Below are 22,671 nucleotides of genomic sequence, written 5' to 3' on the forward strand. Positions count from 1 at the left end.
GCCTTCTCGCTATTCCTGCCGAGAAGGGAACTACCGAAGAACGCGCTTCATGACAAGCGCCGTGGAGGTAGCCCCATTGGCATCCTTATAATAGCCCTTGCGCTCACCAGCCATCTCGAAGCCAAGCTTGCGGTAAAGGCCGAGGGCGGCGGTATTGCCGTTATCGACTTCCAGGAACATGCTCTCACCGCCACGAAGGCGTGCTTCGCGCATGGCGGCCTGCATCAGCCGCCAGCCGAGGCCGGAATGCGCGACCTTCGCCTGCACGGCGACCGTCAGGATTTCCGCCTCGCCCGCCACCTGGCGCGCCAGGATGAAGCCCGGCAGCGTCTTTTTCAGGATGGCATTGGTCTGGCGGGCGACAAAGCCGAAGACGGTGCTCTGCGAAAGCAGGCTGTGAAATTCGCCGTCACCCCAAGGGCGGGCGAAGCGCTCGCCATGCAGGACGGAAACGTCGAGGCAATCCTCCGGCTCCATGGCGACGATTTCGAATTCCGGTTTCAGCGTCAGATAGGCTTCCAGCATCGTCATACTCTTGCAATCGCATACCCGGCCTGCGGTTTGGCATCGGGTCCGCGCAGATAAAGGGGCTTCGGCTTTCCGGCATTCGGGTCCGCGGCAGCACCGAGACGCGCCACGATGGAGATCGGGAAAGAGTTGGCGTATTCGCCCGTCGCATAGGGCTTCAGGATCGGGGTCGCCGAACCGGTGATCTCGCCGTCGAAACCGGTAGCGAAAGCCTGCGCTTCGGCAATGCTGACCGCCCGGGGCTCATCGAGCGATGAGCCGTCGGCTGCAAAAGACTGGAGATAGATTTCGTCCCGCTTGGCATCCATCGCCGCGAGCACTGCGCGGCCAGGCGTCTTTTCGCGCTGGGCGGCCGCCATCACTTCCAGCGTGGTGATGCCGACGGCGGGAATATTAAGGGAAAGCGCAAAGCCGCGGGCTGCGGCAACACCGACGCGGATACCGGTAAAGGAGCCGGGGCCGACGGTGACCGCAAGGCGGTCAACATCCGAAAGTGCGACGCCCGCCTGATCCAGCGCGCGGTCGACGATACCCATCAGATGTTCAGCATGCCCCTTGCCGATCATGTCCGATGCCTCCCCCAGCATCGTATTCCTGCCGCCATCATAAATAGCGGCAGCGCAATCCACACCTGCCGTGTCGAGCGCCAGAACGATCATGCCATCAATTTCCGAATAAACTATTGTCGCCTATCCATAAATCCGTCCGGCCGAACCCTAGATGAACGGCCGGACGAATCTTACAATTTAAGCGGCAATCACTTCCTGCACTTCCGGAACGAAATGGCGCAGCAGGTTCTGGACGCCGTGCTTCAGCGTTGCCGTCGAAGACGGGCAGCCGGAGCAGGAACCCTTCATATTGAGGTAAACCTTGCCGTCCTTGAAGCCGCGGAAGGTGATGTCGCCGCCATCCTGGGCAACAGCCGGACGCACCCGGGTCTCCAGCAGTTCCTTGATGGTCAGCACGATCGATTCGTCACCTTCATCGAAGAATTCATCGCCGGCATCAATGTCTTCCGAGAGGATGGAGGCATCGCCCATGACCGGCTTGCCGGACATGAAATGCTCCATGATCGAGCCGAGAATAGCCGGCTTCAGATGCTGCCACTCGGCATCGTCTTTGGAGACTGAGATGAAATCGTAGCCGAAATAGACGCCGGTCACGCCTGGAATCTCGAAAAGGCGAGCGGCGAGCGGCGAAGCCTGGGCTTCATCGGCATTGCGGAATTCGGCCGTGCCGTTTTCCATTACGACCTTGCCGGGAAGGAACTTCTGCGTTGCTGGGTTCGGCGTGGCTTCGGTCTGAATGAACATCTCGCTCTCCATGCGGCGGGCCGTGGCCTCTGCCGTCTTTAGAATTCTTCAAAAGAAAATAAGCCTATTGCCCGACCGATTCAAGAGACTGATACTCAAGAAATGGCTTAACAGAGGGCGTCGATTTCTTCATTCGTCAGCGTGTCGGGAAGCACGGTGACAGGAATGGGAAAGGCAGCTCCACGTCCTGCGACGGACGAAACCAGCGGTCCCGGTCCCTCCTTAGCGGAGCCTGCGGCAAGCACGAGGATGGCGACGTCCCTGTCTTCCTCGATCACCGCATTGATCTGCTCAGCCGAATTGCCCTCGCGGATGACGATCTCCGGTTCGATGCCAATCGTCTCGCGCACGATTTGTGCGATCTTGGCGACAGTGGCTTCCGCCTCCTCGCGGGCTTCCGCCCGCATGATCTCCTCGACGCCAAGCCATTGCTGAAAATCGCCTTCCGGGATCACATAGAGCAGAACGAGGCCGCCATTGGAATTCTTGGCGCGCCGTCCGGCATAGTGGACGGCGCGTTGGCATTCGGGTGTCCCGTCTATCACCGCCATAAATTTGCGGCGATGACCTTCGAGCCGTGAGAGTCGCTTTGATACCATGATCCGAACTCTGACACCTGAGACCAAAAATTTGCAAGCCCCCGTTTTGCACGGGAGCTCTGCATGTCGATCGGACTAGTAGAGGAAGCCGATGATCTCGCGAAGTTCGCGCATCGTCACGTCGGCGCGTGCCCTTGCGCGTTCATTGCCGTTGCGCAGAATCGTGTCGATATGGCTCGTATCGTTCATCAGGCGGCGCATTTCGCCTGTTATCGGCGACAGCACCTGGACAGCGAGATCGATCAGCGCCGGCTTGAATACGGAGAACTGCTGGCCGCCAAATTCGGCGAGCACCTGTTCCCTCGTCTTGTCGGCGAGTGCGGCATAGATCGAGACGAGGTTTTCAGCCTCCGGCCGGTTTTCGAGACCGGCGATTTCGCTCGGCAAGCCATCCGGATCGGTCTTGGCCTTGCGGATCTTCTTGGAGATCGCGTCCTCATCGTCCATCAGGTTGATGCGCGAAAGATCCGACGGATCGGACTTCGACATCTTCTTCGTGCCGTCGCGCAGCGACATGACGCGCGGCGCCGGCCCGCCGATCAGCGGTTCGACCATCGGGAAATAGGCATGCACAGGCTCGTCGCCGACGGTGATGTCGATCCCGTAATTCGTCTTGCGGATATGCGAGGCGTAATCGAGATTGAACTTCATCGCGATGTCACGCGTCAGCTCGAGGTGCTGCTTCTGATCCTCACCGACGGGCACATGCGTGGCGCGGTAGACGAGAATGTCGGCAGCCATCAGGCTCGGATAGGCGTAGAGACCGAGCGAGGCCTGCTCGCGGTCCTTGCCGGCCTTGTCCTTGAACTGCGTCATGCGGTTCATCCAGCCGAGGCGGGCGACACAATTGAAGATCCAGGCGAGTTCGGCATGCTGCGGTACGGCGGACTGATTGAAGACGATATGCTTTTCAGCGTCGATGCCGGAAGCGATGAAGGCGGCTGCGATCGAGCGCGTCTGCGACAGCATGTCCTCGTGGACGAGCTGCGCGGTCAGCGCATGAAGATCGACGACGCAATAGATGCAGTCGTTGCCGTCCTGGAGCTGCACGAAGCGGCGGATCGCGCCGAGATAATTGCCGAGATGCAGATTGCCCGTCGGCTGAACGCCGGAGAATACGAGCTTCTTGAATTCGCCCATGATGTTGTCCTCGATTAGGCTGGTGGAGGGCCCCAGGGCCAAAGGCCCATGTTGCTAACGCGGGCGCTTATGCACGCGCTCCCGGTCGCAATCAAGAGGCGGTGGGCGCAGCGTGTTGAATGAGGTCGAAGGTGTTGCCGTAAGGATCCGAAAAGACCGCAACGGTGCCGTAAACCTCATGTCGCGGTTCCTCCAGAAAGTGAACGCCGGCATCAAGCATCGCTGCGTGATCGCGCGCAAAATCGTCGGTCTTGAGGAAGAAGCCGACACGCCCGCCGGTCTGATTTCCGACAGCAGCTCGCTGCGCTTCATTTGCCGCCTGCGCCAGTAGAAAGGCCGCGCCATCCCCGCCCTTTGGCTTGACGACGACCCAGCGCTTGCCTTCCGGCTGTACTTCGTCCTGAAGGCATTCGAAGCTGAGGGCCTCACAATAGAAGGCCTTGGCGCGGTCATAATTATCGACAACGAGGGTGACGAGAAACAGAGATTGGATCATGAGATCTCCAGATTCGGACGTTTATTCCATTTATATGCAGAAAAGTGCCCGGTTTTACGCCAAATTGATCAGTGTGTTTAGCTAAAACTGAGTATAAAATTTCACAGAAAAGCTTTCTTTGAACTGAAAATCCTCTCGCCGGGCTGGCGGCCCCAAGGGGCCGTCGGGATAACCGATCGGAGGGACCATGCAGAACGCTAGTTTGCTCGCCATGGCAGGCCTTTTCGCCCTACAATCAGCAACGACGGCCGTCGGTCAAGATAATCGACGGCAGACCAGTCAGCTTCCCAAATACGAGACGCGTATTGCTTACACGATGCAGACCGTCAGCGTTCGCGCCGGCTGCTTCCCGGAGCGATTGCGGGTGGTCTTGTCGCACATCGCGGCAAAGACCGGACGACGGCCGATGATAACTTCGGGCTTCCGGCCACATCCCCGCCGCCACGGTTCCATGCACGGGAAATGCCTTGCGGCTGATATCCGGATTCCCGGCGTGTCAGAGCGCACGATCGTCGCCGCTGCGAAAACCGCACCCGGCATCGGAGGGATCGGCACCTATTGCAATGGCATCGTCCACGTCGATGTCGGGCCGCAGCGACGATGGGTGGATTGCTAAAGCAATTCCAGCAAAAGTGCGCAGCGGTTTTGCGTCCGGAATTGCGAAAAAAGGGCGCTAGGCATCTTTCGCCGGCGCCGGCTTGCGGTTGAGGTTGCGGCGGATCATGCCGAGGTCCGCCCCGCCGATGAGGAAGGCGGTCGCGAAATAGACGACCATCGAAATCGCAATCAGCAGACCAAGCGTGCCGGCCTTGGTCAGAAGCGGTGCGCCCGAGGCAAGCCAGGGCGCCCAGTGCTGCTTGAGGTAGAAGATGACCGCGCCCATGACGGCAGAGGCGACGACCAGCAGGACGGCGCGTTTGGCAAGCGCCCATTCCCATGTGAGATGGCCGCGGCGCAGAAGTGTCGTGAAGAGCAGGACGGTGCTGATCCAGCCGGCCGTGGCTTCGGCCACCGCGATGCCGGGCGCGCCGATATAGGGAAAGAGCGTCAGCGCCGTTGCACAGTTGACCGCGACGGCAACCGCAGAGAAACGCATGGGCGTCTTGGTGTCCTCGCGGGCATAAAAGCCCGGCTGCAGTGCCTTGATCAGCACGAAAGCCGGCAGGCCGATGCCGTAGATGGCGAGAATCGAGCCGACGATGAACGTGTTCTCCTGGTGGAAGGCGCCACGCTCATAGAGCACGCGGATGATCTCGTCGGAGAGAATCCAGAGCGCGAAGGCGGCAGGAATCGTCATGAACAGCACGAATTCGATCGAGCGGTTCTGCAGATAGCCCGCTTCGCGCAACGCCCCGCCCTTGAGTGCGCGGGCGAGTTCGGGCAGCAGCACCACACCGACGGCGACGCCGACGACGCCGAGGGGAAGCTGGTAGATTCGGTCGGCATATTGCAGGGCTGCAATAGCGCCTTCGCGCGAAGAGGCGATTGCCTGGCCGATGAGCTGGTTGATCTGCGTAATACCGCCTGTGACGGCCGCTGGAACGGCAAGGATCAGCAGCCGCTTGACGTTCGGTGTCATCTTCGGGAAGCGGAAGCCGATGCTCATGCCGGCATGCAGGACACCGAGATAGACGACGGCGAGCTGCAGAACGCCGGCTGCCAGCACGCCCCAGGAAAGATACCAGGCCGTCGTCAACGGTTCGGCGCCGGTATAGAGCGCGTAGAACAGCGCGCCGATCATCACCACATTGAGGAAGATAGGCGCGACGGCCGCGGCGAAGAAGTGATGCAGCGAATTTAGCATGCCGCTCATCATCGCAGTCAGAGACATGCACATGAGATAAGGGAACATCACTGCCGCCATGCGGATGGTGATGTCGAATTTCTCGGGGTCATCAGCAAAACCCGGCGCGATGACGAAGCGCACAAGCAGCGGCATGGAAAGCTCCATCACGATGGTGATGAGCAGCAGGACGGAGAACAGAACACCGAAGACTTCTTCCGAAAAGCGCTTGGCACCATCAGTGCCGTTCGCCTCGATCTCCTTGGCGAAGAGCGGCACGAAGGCGGCGTTGAAAGCGCCTTCGGCAAAGAGCCGACGGAAGAGGTTAGGGAAGCGGAAGGCGGCATAGAAGACGTCGGCCATCGGCCCGGTACCGAGAGCGGCGGCCATCAGCGTTTCGCGGGCAAAACCGAAGATGCGGCTTCCGAGCGTGGCGCCGCCGACCGTGGCGAATTTCTTGACGAGGCTCATGCGGGGAAATCGGCTTTCTTTTCGGCGGCGGTAGCGGCAGGGGCGATGATCCCTGATGGCATGCGTTCGCGCAGTTCGTCCTGCTCCTCGGCCATGACCGCTTTCATACGGGCAGTGATATTGGCGCGCTTGCTGTCACCGGAGATCTTCTGGCCGACAAGATCGGTGACGTAGAAAGTATCGATCACTTTTTCACCGAAGGTGGTGATGCGGGCCGACTGGATGTCGAGCGACAGATCGGACAGGACGGCAGTCATTTCCGACAGCAGGCCGGGCCGATCGAGGCATTCCACCTCGATGACCGTGAACTTGTTCGACAGGCTATTGGTGATCGCCACCGACGGCGGAATGATGAAGGCCTTGCTCTTCTTGCGGTTCTTCGCGCGGGTTGCGATCACATCGGGCAGGCGCTTGCGGCCTGACAGCACGTCCTCGATCATCCGGCCGATCGTGCCGGCGCGGCGAAGCTCGTCCTCGTCGTTCGGAAACTCGCGGCTGACATGGATCGTATCGAGCGCCCGGCCATCCGAGGTCGTGAAGATCTGCGCATCGACGATGTTGGCGCCGGCTGCCGCACAGGCTCCGGCAATGACGGCGAGCAGGCGCGGATGGTCGGGCGAGAGAACGGTGATTTCGGTGATCGCGTGGAAGCTGTCAGTGCGCACCGTGGTTGCCAGCGCCTGGCCGGCTTTGTCCGCCTGGCGGATGAAATGCGCATGGCGGATCTGGTCTTCCAGCGGCACGGAGAGCAGATAGGGCTGGTAATGCAGCTTGGCGTAGGTGCGGCGATCCTTCTGTGGCCAGTCGGCAAGCGCCGCATAAAGCGCTTCGGCGGCAGCCTGGGCGCGCTCCTTACGCGACACTTCGGAGAAGCCGCCGGCAAGCAGCAGTTCCGTCTCGTAATAGAGCGTGCGCAGCAGCTGGCCCTTCCAGCCGTTCCACACACCCGGTCCGACGGCGCGGATGTCGCAGATCGTCAGGATCATCAGCATCTTCAGGCGGTCAAGAGACTGAACGCGGTCGGCAAAGTCGGTGATCGTCTTGCGGTCCGTCAGGTCGCGCGTCTGGGCGACCATCGACATGGTCAGATGTTCTTCGATCAGCCAGACGACGATCTCAGTCTGCTTCTGCGACAGGCCGAAGCGGGCACTGAGCTTGCGGGCGACACGCGCGCCGGCGATCGAATGGTCTTCCTGACGGCCCTTGGCGATATCGTGTAGCAGTACGGCGACATAAAGCGCCTCGCGATCCTCGATATGCGGCATCAGCTTGTTGGCGAGCGGATGCAGCTCCTCCGCCTTGCCCTTATCGATCTCAGTGAGAACATCGATGGCGCGGATCAGGTGCTCGTCGACTGTGTAGTGATGATACATGTTGAACTGCATCATCGCGACGATCTTGCCGAATTCGGGAATGAAGCGGCCAAGCACGCCGGCCTCGTTCATGCGCCGCAGGATGAGGGCGGGATCGCGCTTGGAAGTGAGAATCGACAGGAAAAGCCGGTTGGCCTCGTCATTCTCGCGCAGGTCGTTGTTGATGAGGCCGAGCGAACGCGTGACGCGCTTCAGCGCATCGGGATGGAATTCCAGCCCATTGATATCGGCCACATGGAACAGGCGGATGATGCTGACCGGATCGCGCTTGAAGACATCGGGATTGGCAAGCGTAATGCGGCCGCGATCTTCGACGAACTCGACGCTGCCGGGGATCTTGCGATTGCGGTGGGTAAAGCGGTTGATGACGCCCGTCAGACCCGGGATCGACTTCGCCTGCTGGTCTTCGAGCGCGGCGCAGAGGATGCGCGTCAAGTCGCCGACATCTTTAGCCACCAGGAAGTAGTGCTTCATGAAACGCTCGACGGCCGAAAGGCCGGGGCGGGAATGATAGCCGAGCGCCTCGGCGATCTCGCGCTGGATATCGAAGGAAAGACGTTCCTCTGCTTTCCCGGTCAGGAAATGCATGTGGCAGCGCACGGCCCAGAGAAAGTCGTCGGCCTTCTCCAGAAGCCGGTATTCCTGCTTCGACAGCACGCCGAGCGGCACCAGATCGGCCGGGTCGCGAACATGATAATAATATTTCGAAATCCAGAAGAGCGTGTGCAAGTCGCGAAGGCCACCCTTGCCCTCCTTGACGTTCGGCTCGACGAGATAGCGCGTGTCGCCGGCCTTGCGGTGGCGTTCGTCGCGTTCGGCAAGCTTGGCGGCAATGAATTCCGGCCCCGTGCCGGTGACGATTTCCTTGTCGAAGCGGGATTCCAGCTCCGTCTCCAGCGACTTCAGGCCGCAGATGTAGCGCATCTCCAGGATGGCGGTGCGGATGGTCATGTCGGACTTGGAAAGCGCGATACATTCCTCGACGGTGCGGGTCGCATGGCCGACCTTGAAGCCCATGTCCCACAGCATGTAGAGCATGAACTCGACGGCTTTATGCGTCTCTTCCGCCGGCTTCGGCAGGAAGAGAAAGAGCAGATCGATATCGGAACCCGGTGCCAGTGTGTCGCGGCCGTAGCCGCCGACTGCCGTGACTGCGAACTTGTCCTTCTGCTTCGGAAAGACATGCGCCGTGGCGAAATTATAGAGAATGGTGATGATCTGGTCCTGCAGCCAGGAAATGCGGTGGGCGCAATCAAGCCCGCCGCCCTGGGCGTCAAGCAGTTCACGCGCCTTCTTGCGTCCCTCGACGCTGGCTTTCTTCAGAGCGGCAAGAAGATCGTTTCGCAGCACGTCGGGACGGTTGCGGTTGGCTTCGGCAATGGCGTCACATTGCCCCTGCAGCAATTCCACATCGAGGATTTCGGAGAAATCGATGTCGTGCGTCGCCATCGGCCGGGGGCTTACCTCTTCGGTCCGGGTCGCTTGCTCATGGCGCGCCTCTTGTTTGATCTGCATGCGCTATAGCCTCTTTGCCCGCGGATTGACACAGGCCTCCATATTCCATGAACCTTTAAATTTGGCGAAATGGTGTTGGCAAGCCGTCGGCCGCGGACGCTTTGCCGCAAGTCCTTAGGCTGAAGCCTGCGTCAGCAGCGTATCGAGAACCTGCCGCGTTTCACTCATGATGCCATTGAGCGTCGCCTTGTCGCATTCGCGGTATCCGGCGTCAATGATTGCACTGCTGAGCTCGCCGATCTTCAAGCAGGAGCCGGTAATCTTCGCCATGCCGATCGGCGTATTCCAGCCGCGCGCCTCCAGATTACCATCAGATTGTTTCATAATCTCCAGCATCGAGACGATGACGGAGAGGCGCTGGGTTTCCTGAAGCAGTTTTTCCATGAACATCGGGGAATTCCTACTTCATCTTTTTCTTGAGATCGTAGAGCGCATCGAGCGCCTCGCGCGGTGTCATATCGTCGAGGCTCATCGCCTTCAGGGCCTCCTCGACCTTGGACGGCCCGCGGGTCGCCTCCTCGCGGCGCACTGCGACCTGGAAGAGCGGCAAGTCGTCGATCAGCTGGCTTGCCGGGTTCTTGCGGTCGGCATCCTCAAGACGGGTCAGCACGTCGCGCGCCCGCGCCACGACCGAAGCTGGCAGACCGGCGAGCCGCGCGACCTGAATGCCGTAGGACCGGTCGGCTGCCCCTGGACCGACCTCATGCAGGAAGATCACGTCGCCGTCCCATTCCTTCACGCGCATCGTTGCGTTCGATAGCCGGGCAAGCTTTTCGGAAAGCACGGTCAGCTCATGGAAATGCGTCGCGAAAAGCCCGCGGCAGCGGTTGGCTTCATGCAGATGCTCGACAGCAGCCCAGGCGATGGAAAGACCGTCGAAGGTCGCAGTGCCCCGGCCGATCTCGTCGAGAATGACCAGCGAGCGCTCGCTCGCCTGATTGAGGATCGCCGCAGTCTCGACCATCTCCACCATGAAGGTGGAACGCCCGCGCGCCAGATCGTCGGATGCGCCGACGCGCGAGAACAGCCGGTCGACGATGCCGATATGCGCTGACGTCGCCGGCACGAAGGAGCCCATCTGCGCAAGAATGGCGATCAGCGCATTCTGGCGCAGGAACGTCGATTTACCGCCCATGTTCGGGCCGGTCAGCAGCCAGATCGCCCCATCCTTGCCGTCGGAAACCGGAGACAGGTCGCAATTATTGGCGACGAACGGCCCGATGGACTGCCGCCGCAGGGCCTGTTCGACGACAGGATGACGCCCGCCCTCGATCGCAAACATCTTCGAGCCATCGACCAGCGGCCGGCAATAGGCCTGCTCTTCGGCAAGCAGTGCCAGACCTGCAGCGACATCGATGACGGCAAGCGCCCGCGCACCGGCCTTGATCGCTTCGGCCTCGGCAACAGTCGCTTCCGTCATCCGGTCGAAAGCTTCGAGCTCGATCTGCAGTGCGCGGTCGGCGGCGTTAGCGATGCGGCTTTCGAGATCGGCAAGCTCGGTCGTGGTGAACCGCATGGCATTTGCCATCGTCTGCCGATGGATGAAGCGAGCCTTCGCCTCGGCCGTATCGGTCATCGGCCCGGCATTGCCGGCCGTCACCTCGATAAAATAGCCGAGAATATTGTTGTGCTTGATCTTCAGCGACTTGATGCCGGTCTCCTCGGCATATTGCAGCTGCAGGCCGGCAATGACGCGGCGCGACTGGTCGCGCAACGCGCGTACCTCATCGAGATCGGCATTGGCGCCATCGCGCAGGAAACCGCCATCGCGTTTCAGCAGCGGCAGTTCTTCGGCAAGAGTGTCCGCAAGCAGGGCTTCGAGCTCCGATGGCAGAGCCTGCAGGCCCATGCGCGCCTGTTCCAATTCTTCCGGCAGCAGCGCGCTTCCCAGGAGATCGGCGATATGCGTGGCAGCGCCGAGTCCCTGCCGGATCGCCCAGAGATCACGCGGGCCGCCGCGGTCGAGCGCCAGGCGGGAGAGCGCCCGCGGCATGTCGGGTACGTGTTTCAGTGCATCGCGCAGGTCGCCACAGAGCGAGGGTTCCTGCATCAGGAAGCCTATCGAATCCAAGCGCTCGTTGACGCGGGCGGGATCGGTGAGCGGCGACATCAGTCGTTCGGCAAGCAGCCGCGCTCCGCCACCGGTGGTCGTGCGGTCGATCGCCTTCAGCAGCGCACCATTGCGATCACCGGAGAGTGTACGCACAAGTTCCAGATTGGCGCGTGTGGCCGGATCGATGAACAGCGTCGAGGCGCCGCTCTCCCGTTCCGGTCTGCCGAGCGGCGGCCGTTCGGCAATCTGCGTCTTCTCCACGTAGGCGATGGCGGCTGCCGCGGCTGCAAGCTCGGCGCGCGAGAAACTTCCAAAACCGTCGAGCGTCGAAACGTCGAAGTAGCGCGCTATACGGGTTTCTGCCGTCGCGCTGTCGAAAAGCACAGCCGGTTGTGGAACGGCGGTGCGGCCGAGTACATCGAAGACCGATTTCAGTTCGCCGTCATAAAACATCGTATCCGGTACGATGAGTTCGCGCGGATCGATGCGCAGGATATCGGCGAGCAGTCGCGATGCATCGGTTTCCGCCAACCGGAAGACGCCGGTGGAAATATCGATCCAGGCAAGCGCCAGCACCGGCTCGGAAGTACCGCGGATACGCGACAGCGTCATCAGATAGTTCGATTCCGAGGGCGAAAGCAGCTTTTCCTCGGTAATGGTGCCCGGTGTGACGAGGCGGACGACATCGCGCTTGACGACGGATTTCGCCCCCCGCTTCTTGGCTTCCGCCGGGTCTTCCACCTGCTCGCAGACGGCGACGCGATAGCCGAGCGCAATCAGCTTCTGCAGATAATCGTCGGCCGCATGCACAGGCACGCCGCACATCGCAATATCCTGCCCCATATGCTGGCCGCGCTTGGTGAGCGTGATGCCGAGCGCGCGCGAAGCCTCGAGCGCATCCTCGAAGAACAGCTCGTAGAAATCGCCCATGCGATAGAAGAGCAGCGAATCCGGATTGTTCGCCTTGATCTCGATAAACTGTTCCATCATCGGCGTCGCCGAGGCGCGGCTTTCTTCAGTCGCAAGCTCGGCTGCCGAGAAGGCTTCGTTTCTGATGTCTATTCGTGCGTTCACGGAGGTGCAGTTTTTCCCAAAAAAACAGGTGCCAACCCTATCCGCGCGCCGCTATAGATGACAACAGCAATTGGGGAAGAGGAAAACGTCACCCACAGACGTTTGGAGGAGGCATGTCCCAGATGGAGAAGAAAGAACGGCCGGTGACCTCTGTTACCGATCAGGAAGCGCTCGAATTTCACGCGATGGGTCGGCCCGGCAAGCTGGAGATCAACCCGACCAAGCCGATGGCGACGCAGCGCGACCTCTCGCTGGCCTATTCTCCCGGTGTCGCGGTGCCGGTCAAAGCCATCGCCACCGATCCGGCCACGGCCTATGATTATACGACCCGCGGCAATATGGTTGCCGTCATTTCCAATGGCACGGCCATTCTCGGTCTCGGCAATCTCGGCGCGCTTGCCTCCAAGCCGGTCATGGAAGGCAAGTCCGTACTCTTCAAGCGTTTCGCCGATGTCGATTCCATCGACCTTGAAGTCGATACGGAAAATGTCGACGAATTCATCAACTGCGTGCGTTTCCTCGGTCCGTCCTTCGGTGGCATCAATCTGGAAGACATCAAGGCGCCGGACTGTTTCGTCATCGAAAGCCGTCTGCGCGAACTGATGGATATTCCTGTTTTCCATGACGATCAGCACGGCACCGCGATCATTGCCGCCGCCGGCCTCATCAACGCGCTGGAACTGACCGGCCGCGATCTCAAGACCACCAAGCTCGTCTGCAACGGCGCGGGTGCTGCCGCCATCGCCTGCGTTGAACTCATCAAGTCGATGGGCTTTGCGCCTGAGAATATCATCCTCTGCGATACCAAGGGCGTCATCTATCAGGGCCGCACCGAAGGCATGAACCAGTGGAAATCGGCGCATGCGGCAAAGACCGATACACGCACGCTCGAAGAAGCCATGAAGGGCGCAGACGTCGTTTTCGGCCTGTCGCAGAAAGGCGCCTTCTCCGAGGAGATGATCCGCTCCATGGCCGACCGGCCAATCATCTTCGCCATGGCCAACCCCGACCCGGAAATTACGCCCGAGGAAGTTGCTCGTGTTCGTGATGACGCCATTATGGCGACCGGCCGTTCGGACTATCCGAACCAGGTCAACAACGTGCTGGGCTTTCCCTATATCTTCCGCGGCGCCCTCGATGTCCGCGCCTCGACCATCAATGATGCGATGAAGATTGCCGCTGTGAAGGCACTCGCCAGCCTTGCCCGTGAAGACGTGCCCGATGATGTTGCGGCTGCCTATCAGGGCAATCGTCCGCGTTTTGGTGCGCAATACATCATCCCGGTTCCCTTCGATCCGCGCCTGATATCCGCCATTCCGGCCGCCGTTGCCGAAGCGGCGATCGAAAGCGGCGTCGCCCGCAAGATCATCACCGACATGGCTGGCTACAAGCGAGAGCTGTCGGCCCGCCGCGACCCGATCGCCTCCACACTCGCCAGCCTCTATGAGCGCGTGCGCCGCCATCCGAAGCGCGTGGTCTTTGCCGAGGCCGAGGAAGAGCAGGTGATGCGCGCCGCCATGTCTTACGCCAATCAGCAGCTTGGCACCGCGATCCTACTCGGCCGCGAGGATCTGATCCGTGCAACGGCCGAACGCGCAGGCATCGACCTCAATCGTCCAGGCCTCGAGATCGTCAACGCCCGTATCTCGACCCGCGTCGAGGCCTATATCGATTATCTCTATGCCCGCCTGCAGCGGAAGGGCTATTTGCACCGCGACGCGCAGCGCCTGATCCATAATGACCGCAACCATTTCGCTGCCACCATGGTGGCGCTTGGCGATGCCGATGGCATGGTGACGGGCATTACCCGCAACTATTCGACGGCACTCGAAGATGTGCGCCGCTGCATCGACCATAAGCCGGGCCATCGAGTGATCGGCGTGTCGATCGCGCTTTGCCGCGGCCGCACGGTCTTCGTTGCCGACACTGCGGTTCACGATATGCCGACGGCCGAGGAGCTTGCCGATATTGCCGAGGAGGCCGCAGGTCTCGCACGCCGCATGGGCTACCAGCCGCGCGTCGCGTTGCTCGCCTATTCCACCTTCGGCCATCCCTCGGGGGAGCGTTCCGAGCGCGTCCGCGAAGCTGTAAAGATCCTCGACAAGCGTCGCGTCGATTTCGAGTATGATGGCGAAATGGCCGCCGACGTTGCCCTGAACCGTAAGGTGATGGAACAATATCCTTTCTGCCGCCTCTCCGGTCCGGCCAACGTCCTCGTCATGCCGGCATTCCACTCGGCATCGATCTCGACGAAGATGCTGCAGGAACTCGGCGGCTCGACGGTCATCGGACCCATCCTCGTCGGCCTCGACAAGGCGGTGCAGATCACCTCGATGGGCGCCAAGGACAGCGATATCGTCAACATGGCTGCGATTGCGGCCTATGCTGCCGGTTCCTGATAAGTAATAGAGGCGGACCGCTAGTGTGGTCCGCCTCAGACGGGCTTAGCCTGCAAAAGCGATCAGATTTCCATCCGGATCGCATACGATGAATGTTCGCGCGCCCCAGGGTTCCAGCCTCAGCGGCTGATGAAACGGAACGCCGTTTGCGGTGTATTCGAGAAAAAGCGCCTTCACGTCATCAAGCGTAATCGTCGCCGAGAGGATATCCCTCTCGCGCTGGCGAAGCTCCGGATGGAAGGCCGGCATGTCAACGTGCCGGAGATTGAGCCTCGCCGCACCGCGAACGACCTGCGCATAAAAGGGCGGTTCGCCATAAATGAAGGCGAGGGCGAAGCCGAGCTTCTGTGTGTAGAAATCGCAGGCGGCCTGGATATCGCTCACGAAAAGCTGCGGCTGGGCATCGAGCAGCGTCGGTTGGGATGTGGATTTTTGTTCGGCTGTTGCACTCATGTCGGCGAGACCCTTTTTCAGCGCCGCCCAGCTTTCGAATCCCTGCTGCGCCGCCACCAGTTCCTGCGCATCCGCAAGCTTGAACTCAAGCTCGAGGATTTGCCGGTCACTGAGATGGCGGTAGCGGGCAAGCCAATAGCGGATTTCCGCTGCAACAGGATAATAACGATCCTGATGCCACCGTTTGAACCGCTTAGCTTTCTTCCTGAGATTTTCGAAATTCGGCATGGCGCAAGGTTTTGATGTTGTAGGCGGGCATAGCCCAGCCGGCACCATTGCCGATGCGCCCTACTGAAAACGCCGAAAGAGAATGAATTGGCGAGGCACCGCCGTCAAGCGGCAGCCGTCAGCTTGCAAAACGGCCTGCATCCGCACCGTAATAATTGAGATACCGGTCGGAAATGCTTGATATCGGCAGCACGATCAGCACGTCGGTCGTGTTGAACGCCTGATCGACGACAGCGTGGGAGCCGACCATTGCGCCGAGGCGCAGGTAACCCTTGATGAGCGGCGGCAGCGCCATCAGCGCCCTTTTCGGGTTGACACCTTCAGCCGGCATCAGATCCATGTCGCGCGCCAGATGCGGCAGCGCGCTGACGGCCCATTCATCCTTGGCGAGTACGCTGTGATAGAGGAAGGAAAGAGCCAGCGCATGACTTTCCGGGTAAACGCCCGGGAAGGAAGCGCAGCCGAACATGGCGCTCATGCCGTGCTTCAGCGCGTAAGCCCAATTACCCTGCCAGAGCAGTTCGACGATGCGCTTGGTGCGGTATTCCGGCAAAACGCAGGAGCGACCGAGCTCCATGAAGCGCTTGTCGGGGTGGCGGGCAATGAGCTCGTTGATCGCAAATTCCGAAGCCGAGTAAAAACCGCCATTGGCCATGGCGACGTCCTGTCTGAGCAGGCGGTAGGTACCGACGATCTGGTCTTCGGCATCGCCCTCGATCGAGCGGTCGAGAACGAGAAGGTGGTCGCAGAAGGCGTCATAGGCATCGAAGTCCCGCTCGCGGCGCATGGCGTCCGCTGGCAGCTGAGCCTTCATTTCCTCGACGAAAACGCGGTAGCGCACGGCCTGCGCGGCATCGATCTCACGCGCGCTGCAGGCAAGGCGGGTCTCTAAATTGCCGATGCGGCCGAGAATGTCGCCTTCCTTCGGGGCGGCGGCCGTCGATGGCCGAGCGGCCTCGGCAGTGGCGTCACAATTAAGGATGTCAACAGACATGGCGATTCTCCCGTCTCCGGCCTATCACACGCCATAAAACACTTATGTACGACAGGAAAGTGACATACCGAATTTGTGCACGCAAGAAACGTGCCGTTTTCCCCAGCTTTAGCGCGCCTCAGCCCGGCGGGCTGAAAGAGCAACAACCGCCTGTACTTCGGTGAGCAGCCTGACCGGATCCACCGGTTTCACCATGACGCGATTGGCGCCGTTGAGCAAGACCTGTCGCCGCGATTCGTCGCTCTTGTCCGCAGTCAAAACGATGACCGGAATCGGTTGAAGATCGAGCCGACGTTCGTGTCCGCGCAGGCGTCCGAGCATGTCGATACCGTTGCCGCCGGGCATGGAAAGATCGCTGATGATGATGTCGGGCCTGTCGTCACCAAGGGCACAATCGAGCAGGGTTTCGAAATCATCCACATGCCTGACGGAATGGCCGCCTTTTTCCAGCATGACGCGCACCAACATGGCGTTGATCGGATCGTCCTCGCCGAGGAGGACGGAAAGGCCGTCGCCCACCGCCGTCCGTTCTGCAATGGACGGGCCGAGGCCGGGCTGGTTGTCGTTCAGAGCATCGCGCTTCTCCATGCCACGCATGCGTCCGCGCAGCACGTCGATCAGCGACTGCTCGCGCAGCGGCCGGATCAGCCACGCATCGAAGAGGTCGAGCGAATAGGAGTTACGCTCTTCCGGATTGACGAGCAGCACCTTGCGCAGGCCGAGTGCCGCGATCTCCGTGCGGTCGGCGATATGCAGCGAGAATTCCTCGGACATGCGGTGATCGACGATGATATCGGTCGGCCGCTCGCCGTTGCGGGCGAGCGACAGCAGGCTCTCGCGCGCCGCCTCGCCGCCAGCGACGAGGTGGCAGCGCCCGCCGAGCGTCGTGATCGTCTCGGCAATCGCCGTGCGCGCTGCACCCGCCGGGGCAAGCAGCACGATACTGTTTCCCGCCAGCAGTGCATTCCTGGTGGCTTTATCCTCTTCCGAAAGTTCGACGGGGAAGCGAATGGTGAACTGGCTGCCCTTGCCCCTCTCGCTTGCAACTGTCAGCGAACCGCCGAATTCACGCATGATGCGGGCGGAGATTGCAAGGCCGAGGCCCGTGCCGTTGCTCTTCTGGGCAAGCGAGCCGCCCTGTTCGAATTCCCCGAATATGCGCGCCTGTTCCTCCGCCGTCATGCCAGGCCCGGTATCGTTGACGGTAATCGACAGCTCGCCAGCCGCCCTGGAGACACGGATGAAGACGCCGCCGGTCTGCGTGAATTTCACCGCATTGCCGATGACATTGAAAAGCACCTGCCGCAGCCGCGCCGGATCGAAGCTCATCAGCTCCGGCACATCGGCAGAGACCGTAGCGCCGATCTCGATACCCTTTTCATGGGCGCGGTGCGCCAGCATTTCCACGACGCTTTCGACGAGCTTGCGCAGCGATTCCGATCTCGGGCGGAGTTCGAAACGGCCGACCTCGATGGTGGAGAAGTCAAGCAGATCCTCGACCAGCTGCGTCAGCGCATGGCCGGACTGGCGGATGCTGGTCAGATAGTTCTGCTGTTCCTGCGTCAGCTTCGTTTCAGAAATCAGATGCGCCATGCCGAGAATGCCTGACAGAGGCGTGCGGATTTCGTGGCTGACCGTGGCGAGCAGCCGCGATTTGGCGGCGCTGTTATATTCTGCCTTCTGCCGTGCCTCCTCGCGGCTTTCGGCGGCAAGCCGCTCTTCGGTCACGTCGCGCGCGATGCTCTGCAGAAGCAGGCGTCCGTTTGCCGGATCACGGGTCACGACATCGTGCCAGAGAAAGATGCGCTGTCCTGCCGGTGTCGAAATCTCCACATCGTATCGATGCGGCTGCGGGCCGGGACGGAAGGCAAGGCCGATCTCCTCACAGGTCTGGCCTTCGGGTTTGGCGCGCCCGGTAAGGCTGCGGAACGTCTCGTTGGTGCCGATGATGCGCCGGTCCATCATGCGGGTGACGACGATATCGCCGAGCACGTCATGGACCGTGCCGAGCAGGCCGGTTGCATCGACGCGTTCCGTCGTCTCCGGGTTACGGCCGCCGGGCCGGTTTCCGTTTCTGAAAAGAAGGGCAAGATAGCCTGCAATCGCGGCGATCAGGATGAGGCCGAGGACTGCCATGAGCGGACCGCCCCAATGAGAAAGCAATAGCAGCAGGATCGCCGAAATGAGCCCTGCTCCGCCGAGCCAGTGAAAGAGCAATGGATGCAGGGAGCGAAGGGTAGCCGGCGACGTCAATTCACCCGCCGTCCGGCCTCGATAGGCCCTAACGGCGGCTCCGCCAAACGCGGCGGACAATCGTTCCTGTAGCTGCGCCATACTCTGCATGCAGTTCAGCTAACATATTGCCCGTTCCGAATGTTTTCAGGAATCCGCTAAAAATTTAGTGATCCGCCTTTTTCGGCTTCTGCAGCATCTCATCGAGAATGACGCAGCCGGCGCCGACAGTGATGAAACTGTCAGCGAGATTGAACACGGCGAAAGACCAGGTTTCCGTGTGGAAGAGGATGTAGTCGATCACATGGCCATAGGCGAAACGGTCGATGAGATTGCCGATCGCCCCCGCAATGATGAGCGCATATCCGAGATGCGCCAGCCAGCGGTCCTTGGCGGTGCGATGCCAGAGAAAAAGCACGAAAGCGACGATGATCAGACGCATCCCCACGATGAACCAGCCGTCCATACCCGACAGCATCGAGAAGGCGACGCCGAGATTGTAGGTGCGGTAGAGCGCCAGCATCGGAATGACGGGAATCGCTTCCTGCAGCGGCAGGTAATGATCGACGGCGATCTTGACGATCTGGTCGAGGATGACGGCGATCACGATGAAGATCAGGATCGGCAGCGGTCGCGAGAAGAGCGCCGGGCGTGCGGTCGCAAGATCAGTCATTTGCCCTCGGACAGTGAGAGGAGATGGCGGCGTGCCTCGAAAAGCATGACGGCGGTGGCAACGGCGAGATTGAGGGAATCGGCGCGGCCCTGCTGGGGAATGCGGGCAAGCGCATCGGCTTCCTTGGCAAGCTGGTCCGGCAGGCCGGATTGTTCGTTGCCCATCAACAGCACGACCGGTTTTTTCTTGTAATCGATCGTGCGGTAATCGACCGAGCCGGCAAGGTGGGTCGCAACAACGGAAACGCCGGCCTGCTTCTTCCAGGCGGTGAATTCCTCTGCCGTCGCATGGGCAATCGGAACGGCAAAGACCGAGCCCATGGTGGCCCGCACCGTTTCCAGCGAGAAGGGATCGGTCGTCTCGCCGACAAGGATGACGCCAGAAGCGTCGGCCGCGTCGGCCGTACGGATGATTGTTCCGAGATTGCCGGGATCGCGCACGCGGTCGAGCGCTACCCAGGTCTCGCCATCCTTTGGCCTGACATCCCTAAGCTTTGTCCAGCGTGTTTCGAAAATGCCGACCACCATCTGCGGATTGTCGCGCCGGGTGATGGAGGAGATCACCTTCTCGTTGACTTCGAGCACGAGACCGCCGGAGGCGACGGTCTTTGCCGCCATCTGTTCGACCAGCGGCTTGCCCTTGGCGGCCTTGGCATAGACAAGCGTGCGGATCGTCCAGCCGAGCTCGATCGCATCGATGACGAGCTTCAGCCCTTCGGCCATGAAGGTGCCGCTCTCTTCGCGCGACTTCTTGTTGGTCAGCGCCTTGATGTCCTTGATGATCGGATTGGCAAGCGAGGTGACTTCCTTCACATGCCCGACCCTGCGGGGGCCTCGATCGTGGAATTCGTTCATTTCGGCACCCAGCGGGAAAAGAGAGAGGTAGAGAGTGCGCGGCCCGGCGTCTTGCCGTCGAGGCCGGCCTCGCGGATGACGAGCTCGCCGGATTCGACCACGCCGTCGGCCCCGCGCATCGTCTCGCGCATCAACTCGTGAATGGAATAGAAGCTCGCCCGGATCGAATAGGCCGTCAACACAAGGCCGACGGCCTTCGGCGACAGGATCTCGCGGCAGATATCCAGCATCAACGGCAGGTGCTCGAAAAGGTGCCAGACCTCGCCATTCGGACCGCGGCCGAATTTCGGTGGGTCGGTGAGGATAATGTCGTACTGACTGCCGCGCCGTTCCTCACGCAGGATGAATTTCATCGCATCCTCGCAGATCCAGCGGATCGGCAGCTTTTCCATGCGTCCCAACGCCTGGTTTTCACGCGCCCAGCCGATCGCCTTCTTCGAGGCATCGACATGGGTGACTTCCGCACCGGCAGCCGCGGCGACCAGCGAGGCAACGCCCGTATAACCGAAAAGGTTCAGCACCTTCAGCGGCCGTCCGGCGCTTTCCACCTGTTGTTTCATCCAGCTCCAGTGAACGATCTGCTCTGGAAAGACCCCGACATGCCGGAAAGAGGTGAAGCGGCCGAAGAAATCGACGCCGAGCAGGTTGAGCGGCCAGGTTTCGCCAAGCGCTTCCTTCGGAAAACGCCAGCGACCGGTGCCTTCTTCATCCGTATCGCCGGTGAAGGCAGCATCGACCTTCTCCCAGACATGGGCGGGCAGCGACGGCTGCCAAAGTGCCTGTCCCTCCGGCCGCACGACCCGATAGGGGCCGTATTGTTCAAGTTTCTGACCGTTGCCGCTGTCGATCAGATGGAAATCGCCGGCACCCGTCGATTCCAGGATGACAGGCACGCGCTCTGCAGGCCGCTCGCCGTGGCGCGCCGTCAGCGGGCGTTCGATTACCGCTGGAACGGCTGCCGGTGGGCGCTGTTCGCGCGCTGGTGCCGCCTTCGTCTTCTCCGGCTTTGCAGGCCGCGCATCGGAGCGGCGTCCGCCCGAAGGGCCTGTCGCTACCTTCGCGCTAGGCCGGCGTTCTCTTTGTTTCAACGTGGTCTTCCGCGTCTTAAATTCAATTGAGCCAGTGCAAATAGCATCCCGTCCGACCTTGGCAAAGCGCTTTCCCGTTATGATATGGTCAGACCATAGAAATGGGGAATTGCTGATGGATCTGATCGGGGAGGAACGCATCGCCGCGCGGCCGGATGTTGTATGGGCGGCCATGAACGATCCCGATATCATCAGGCAATGCATTCCCGGCTGCCAGAGCGTGGAAAAGTTGTCGCCCACGCAATTCCTGGCAACCGTCAAAGTCGGCTTCGGCCTGTTTTCTGTGACGTTCCACGGCGAGATCAAGCTTTCGAACGTCGATGCGCCGCGCAGTTACACCATCGCCGCGGAAGGGCGGGGCGGCATTGCTGGCTTTGCCAGGGGCGAAGCCGATGTCACCTTGGTGGATGAGGGACTGCACACCCTGCTGCGTTATAGTGCGGACGGCGATACGGGTGGCCGGATTGCCGAGCTCGGCGGTCGGCTGATCCGCACCACGCTGGAAAAGCTCGCGCGACGCTTCTGGGGGAGCTTCAATGCCGCTGTCATCGAAAAGGCCGCAGGCTAGGCACATGGGCTTGGCATCCTCCTTAATCCCTTTTACGCAAGACCGATGACCTGGAAAATCCGACCCAATTGCGCCGAAGACGTGACGCAGCTTGCCGACATCTACCTGTCTGTCCGGCGCCAGACCTTCACCTGGGTTGATCCCGGCAAGTTTCATCGGGAGGATTTTGCCGCCCACACTAACGGCGAGGTCGTTTCCGTCTGCGAGGGACCCGACGGGAAGATCGCCGGTTTTATCTCGATCTGGGCGGCGGATGATTTCATCCACATGCTCTATATCCTGCCTGAATTCCAGGGCAAAGGCGCGGGAACCGCCCTGCTGCAATCGCTCCCGGGCTGGCCAGAGCATAACTATCGGCTGAAATGCCTCGTCAACAACCGCGACGCCAAGGCCTTCTATCTGGCACATGGCTTTCAGGTCACCGGCAGAGGTGCCTCACCCGAAGGCGATTATGAAGAGCTGAGTTTCACTCCGGCGCCAGTGGAATAACGGCAGTCATCGCGAGGGCAACTGCCCGACGATCTCTTCTGCGCGCGTCTTGTGACGATCTGCTTCGCCCTGCCAGCGGATCGCCTCCTTGGCTTCGACGCGTGCGCGCTTGCGGTGCTTGCCCTGGTTGAACCAGGTCGCAGCAGAGCCCACCAGCATGCCGATGATAAAAGCGATCAGCAGGAAAACGAAGAAAGGCGCGGCCAGGGAAAGAACCTGATCCTCCGGCCGGAACGGATTGAAGGCAAGCGTTACACTCTGCCGGTTGGCGACGCAGAAGATGATCAGGATGACGCCAAGCGGCAGCAAAATCAAAAGGTTGATGATCTTCTTGGTCATGTCGGTCTC

The 22,671-nt window shown here is 60.8% G+C and carries 21 protein-coding genes; 4 read left to right on the forward strand and 17 right to left on the reverse strand.

Features of this window, described 5'->3' with window-relative positions; translation table 11 throughout:
- Window positions 1–30: 30 nt before the first annotated feature.
- The 6 genes from AB8B33_RS00125 to AB8B33_RS00150 form a co-directional block, all read right to left on the reverse strand.
- Window positions 31–531 carry a GNAT family N-acetyltransferase gene (locus AB8B33_RS00125; protein ID WP_439013935.1) on the reverse strand — a complete coding sequence of 167 codons (501 nt, stop codon included), beginning with the start codon at window positions 529–531 and terminating at the stop codon, window positions 31–33.
- Window positions 528–1,187, reverse strand: a complete 660-nt coding sequence (tsaB, locus tag AB8B33_RS00130; RefSeq protein WP_439013936.1) for a tRNA (adenosine(37)-N6)-threonylcarbamoyltransferase complex dimerization subunit type 1 TsaB — start codon at window positions 1,185–1,187, stop codon at window positions 528–530. Before tsaB ends, AB8B33_RS00125 begins: the two co-directional genes overlap by 4 nt.
- An 87-nt stretch (window positions 1,188–1,274) precedes the next feature.
- Window positions 1,275–1,841: a NifU family protein gene (locus AB8B33_RS00135; protein ID WP_007814928.1), complete on the reverse strand. Its 567-nt coding sequence runs from the start codon at window positions 1,839–1,841 to the stop codon at window positions 1,275–1,277.
- 107 nt (window positions 1,842–1,948) lie between these two features.
- On the reverse strand, window positions 1,949–2,440 hold the full coding sequence (locus AB8B33_RS00140) for a universal stress protein (RefSeq protein ID WP_007814929.1): 492 nt from the start codon (window positions 2,438–2,440) through the stop codon (window positions 1,949–1,951).
- A 75-nt stretch (window positions 2,441–2,515) separates the two neighbouring features.
- On the reverse strand, window positions 2,516–3,580 hold the full coding sequence (trpS, locus tag AB8B33_RS00145; RefSeq protein WP_439013937.1) for a tryptophan--tRNA ligase: 1,065 nt from the start codon (window positions 3,578–3,580) through the stop codon (window positions 2,516–2,518).
- Window positions 3,581–3,671: 91 nt separating this feature from the next.
- Complete coding sequence (locus AB8B33_RS00150; RefSeq protein WP_439013938.1) at window positions 3,672–4,076, reverse strand: VOC family protein; 405 nt, start codon at window positions 4,074–4,076, stop codon at window positions 3,672–3,674.
- A 187-nt stretch (window positions 4,077–4,263) separates the two neighbouring features.
- Between AB8B33_RS00150 and AB8B33_RS00155 the strand changes: the two genes are divergently transcribed.
- Window positions 4,264–4,692 carry a YcbK family protein gene (locus AB8B33_RS00155; RefSeq protein WP_113323570.1) on the forward strand — a complete coding sequence of 143 codons (429 nt, stop codon included), beginning with the start codon at window positions 4,264–4,266 and terminating at the stop codon, window positions 4,690–4,692.
- A 57-nt stretch (window positions 4,693–4,749) separates the two neighbouring features.
- Here the strand turns inward: AB8B33_RS00155 and murJ are convergent, their stop codons facing one another.
- The 4 genes from murJ to mutS all read right to left on the reverse strand — a co-directional run bounded on the left by murJ (window position 4,750) and on the right by mutS (window position 12,345).
- Window positions 4,750–6,330, reverse strand: coding sequence for a murein biosynthesis integral membrane protein MurJ (gene murJ / locus AB8B33_RS00160; protein WP_439013939.1), 1,581 nt, complete (start codon window positions 6,328–6,330; stop codon window positions 4,750–4,752).
- Window positions 6,327–9,218 (reverse strand): [protein-PII] uridylyltransferase, encoded by a 2,892-nt coding sequence (locus tag AB8B33_RS00165; protein WP_439013940.1) that lies wholly within the window; start codon window positions 9,216–9,218, stop codon window positions 6,327–6,329. Before AB8B33_RS00165 ends, murJ begins: the two co-directional genes overlap by 4 nt.
- 114 nt (window positions 9,219–9,332) lie before the next feature.
- Window positions 9,333–9,608 (reverse strand): hypothetical protein, encoded by a 276-nt coding sequence (locus tag AB8B33_RS00170; protein WP_113325054.1) that lies wholly within the window; start codon window positions 9,606–9,608, stop codon window positions 9,333–9,335.
- A 10-nt stretch (window positions 9,609–9,618) separates the two neighbouring features.
- Window positions 9,619–12,345: a DNA mismatch repair protein MutS gene (gene mutS / locus AB8B33_RS00175; protein WP_439013941.1), complete on the reverse strand. Its 2,727-nt coding sequence runs from the start codon at window positions 12,343–12,345 to the stop codon at window positions 9,619–9,621.
- A gap of 113 nt (window positions 12,346–12,458) precedes the next feature.
- Here mutS and AB8B33_RS00180 point away from each other — a divergent pair, with 113 nt between their 5' ends.
- Complete coding sequence (locus AB8B33_RS00180; protein WP_113325056.1) at window positions 12,459–14,744, forward strand: NADP-dependent malic enzyme; 2,286 nt, start codon at window positions 12,459–12,461, stop codon at window positions 14,742–14,744.
- Window positions 14,745–14,789: 45 nt separating this feature from the next.
- Here AB8B33_RS00180 and AB8B33_RS00185 read toward each other — a convergent pair whose 3' ends face one another.
- The 6 genes from AB8B33_RS00185 to AB8B33_RS00210 form a co-directional block, all read right to left on the reverse strand.
- On the reverse strand, window positions 14,790–15,425 hold the full coding sequence (locus AB8B33_RS00185; protein WP_310379427.1) for a bleomycin resistance protein: 636 nt from the start codon (window positions 15,423–15,425) through the stop codon (window positions 14,790–14,792).
- 118 nt (window positions 15,426–15,543) lie between these two features.
- Window positions 15,544–16,419, reverse strand: a complete 876-nt coding sequence (locus tag AB8B33_RS00190) for a GNAT family N-acetyltransferase (protein WP_439013942.1) — start codon at window positions 16,417–16,419, stop codon at window positions 15,544–15,546.
- Window positions 16,420–16,527: 108 nt separating this feature from the next.
- Entirely contained in the window at window positions 16,528–18,762 is a 2,235-nt protein-coding gene (locus AB8B33_RS00195) for an ATP-binding response regulator (RefSeq protein ID WP_439013943.1), read from the reverse strand.
- A gap of 55 nt (window positions 18,763–18,817) precedes the next feature.
- Window positions 18,818–19,324 carry a signal peptidase II gene (gene lspA / locus AB8B33_RS00200; RefSeq protein ID WP_439013944.1) on the reverse strand — a complete coding sequence of 169 codons (507 nt, stop codon included), beginning with the start codon at window positions 19,322–19,324 and terminating at the stop codon, window positions 18,818–18,820.
- The gene (locus tag AB8B33_RS00205) at window positions 19,321–20,178 is read right to left on the reverse strand and encodes a TrmH family RNA methyltransferase (protein WP_439013945.1); all 858 of its coding nucleotides are present in this window, start codon (window positions 20,176–20,178) and stop codon (window positions 19,321–19,323) included. The genes lspA and AB8B33_RS00205 overlap by 4 nt, the downstream gene beginning before the upstream one ends.
- Window positions 20,175–21,266, reverse strand: a complete 1,092-nt coding sequence (locus AB8B33_RS00210) for a class I SAM-dependent methyltransferase (protein WP_439013947.1) — start codon at window positions 21,264–21,266, stop codon at window positions 20,175–20,177. Before AB8B33_RS00210 ends, AB8B33_RS00205 begins: the two co-directional genes overlap by 4 nt.
- A 115-nt stretch (window positions 21,267–21,381) precedes the next feature.
- Here AB8B33_RS00210 and AB8B33_RS00215 point away from each other — a divergent pair, with 115 nt between their 5' ends.
- Together AB8B33_RS00215 and AB8B33_RS00220 are read left to right on the forward strand one after the other, a co-directional pair.
- Window positions 21,382–21,834, forward strand: a complete 453-nt coding sequence (locus tag AB8B33_RS00215) for a CoxG family protein (RefSeq protein ID WP_439013948.1) — start codon at window positions 21,382–21,384, stop codon at window positions 21,832–21,834.
- Between the two features lie 45 nt (window positions 21,835–21,879).
- Window positions 21,880–22,323, forward strand: a complete 444-nt coding sequence (locus tag AB8B33_RS00220; RefSeq protein WP_439013949.1) for a GNAT family N-acetyltransferase — start codon at window positions 21,880–21,882, stop codon at window positions 22,321–22,323.
- 6 nt (window positions 22,324–22,329) lie between these two features.
- On the opposite strand, the gene AB8B33_RS00225 is transcribed toward AB8B33_RS00220, so the two are convergent.
- Complete coding sequence (locus tag AB8B33_RS00225) at window positions 22,330–22,662, reverse strand: LapA family protein (protein WP_037100920.1); 333 nt, start codon at window positions 22,660–22,662, stop codon at window positions 22,330–22,332.
- Window positions 22,663–22,671 lie beyond the last annotated feature (9 nt).

This window comes from Rhizobium sp. 768_B6_N1_8 (genome assembly GCF_051811225.1).
In the GTDB taxonomy this organism is placed as follows: Bacteria; Pseudomonadota; Alphaproteobacteria; order Rhizobiales; family Rhizobiaceae; genus Rhizobium.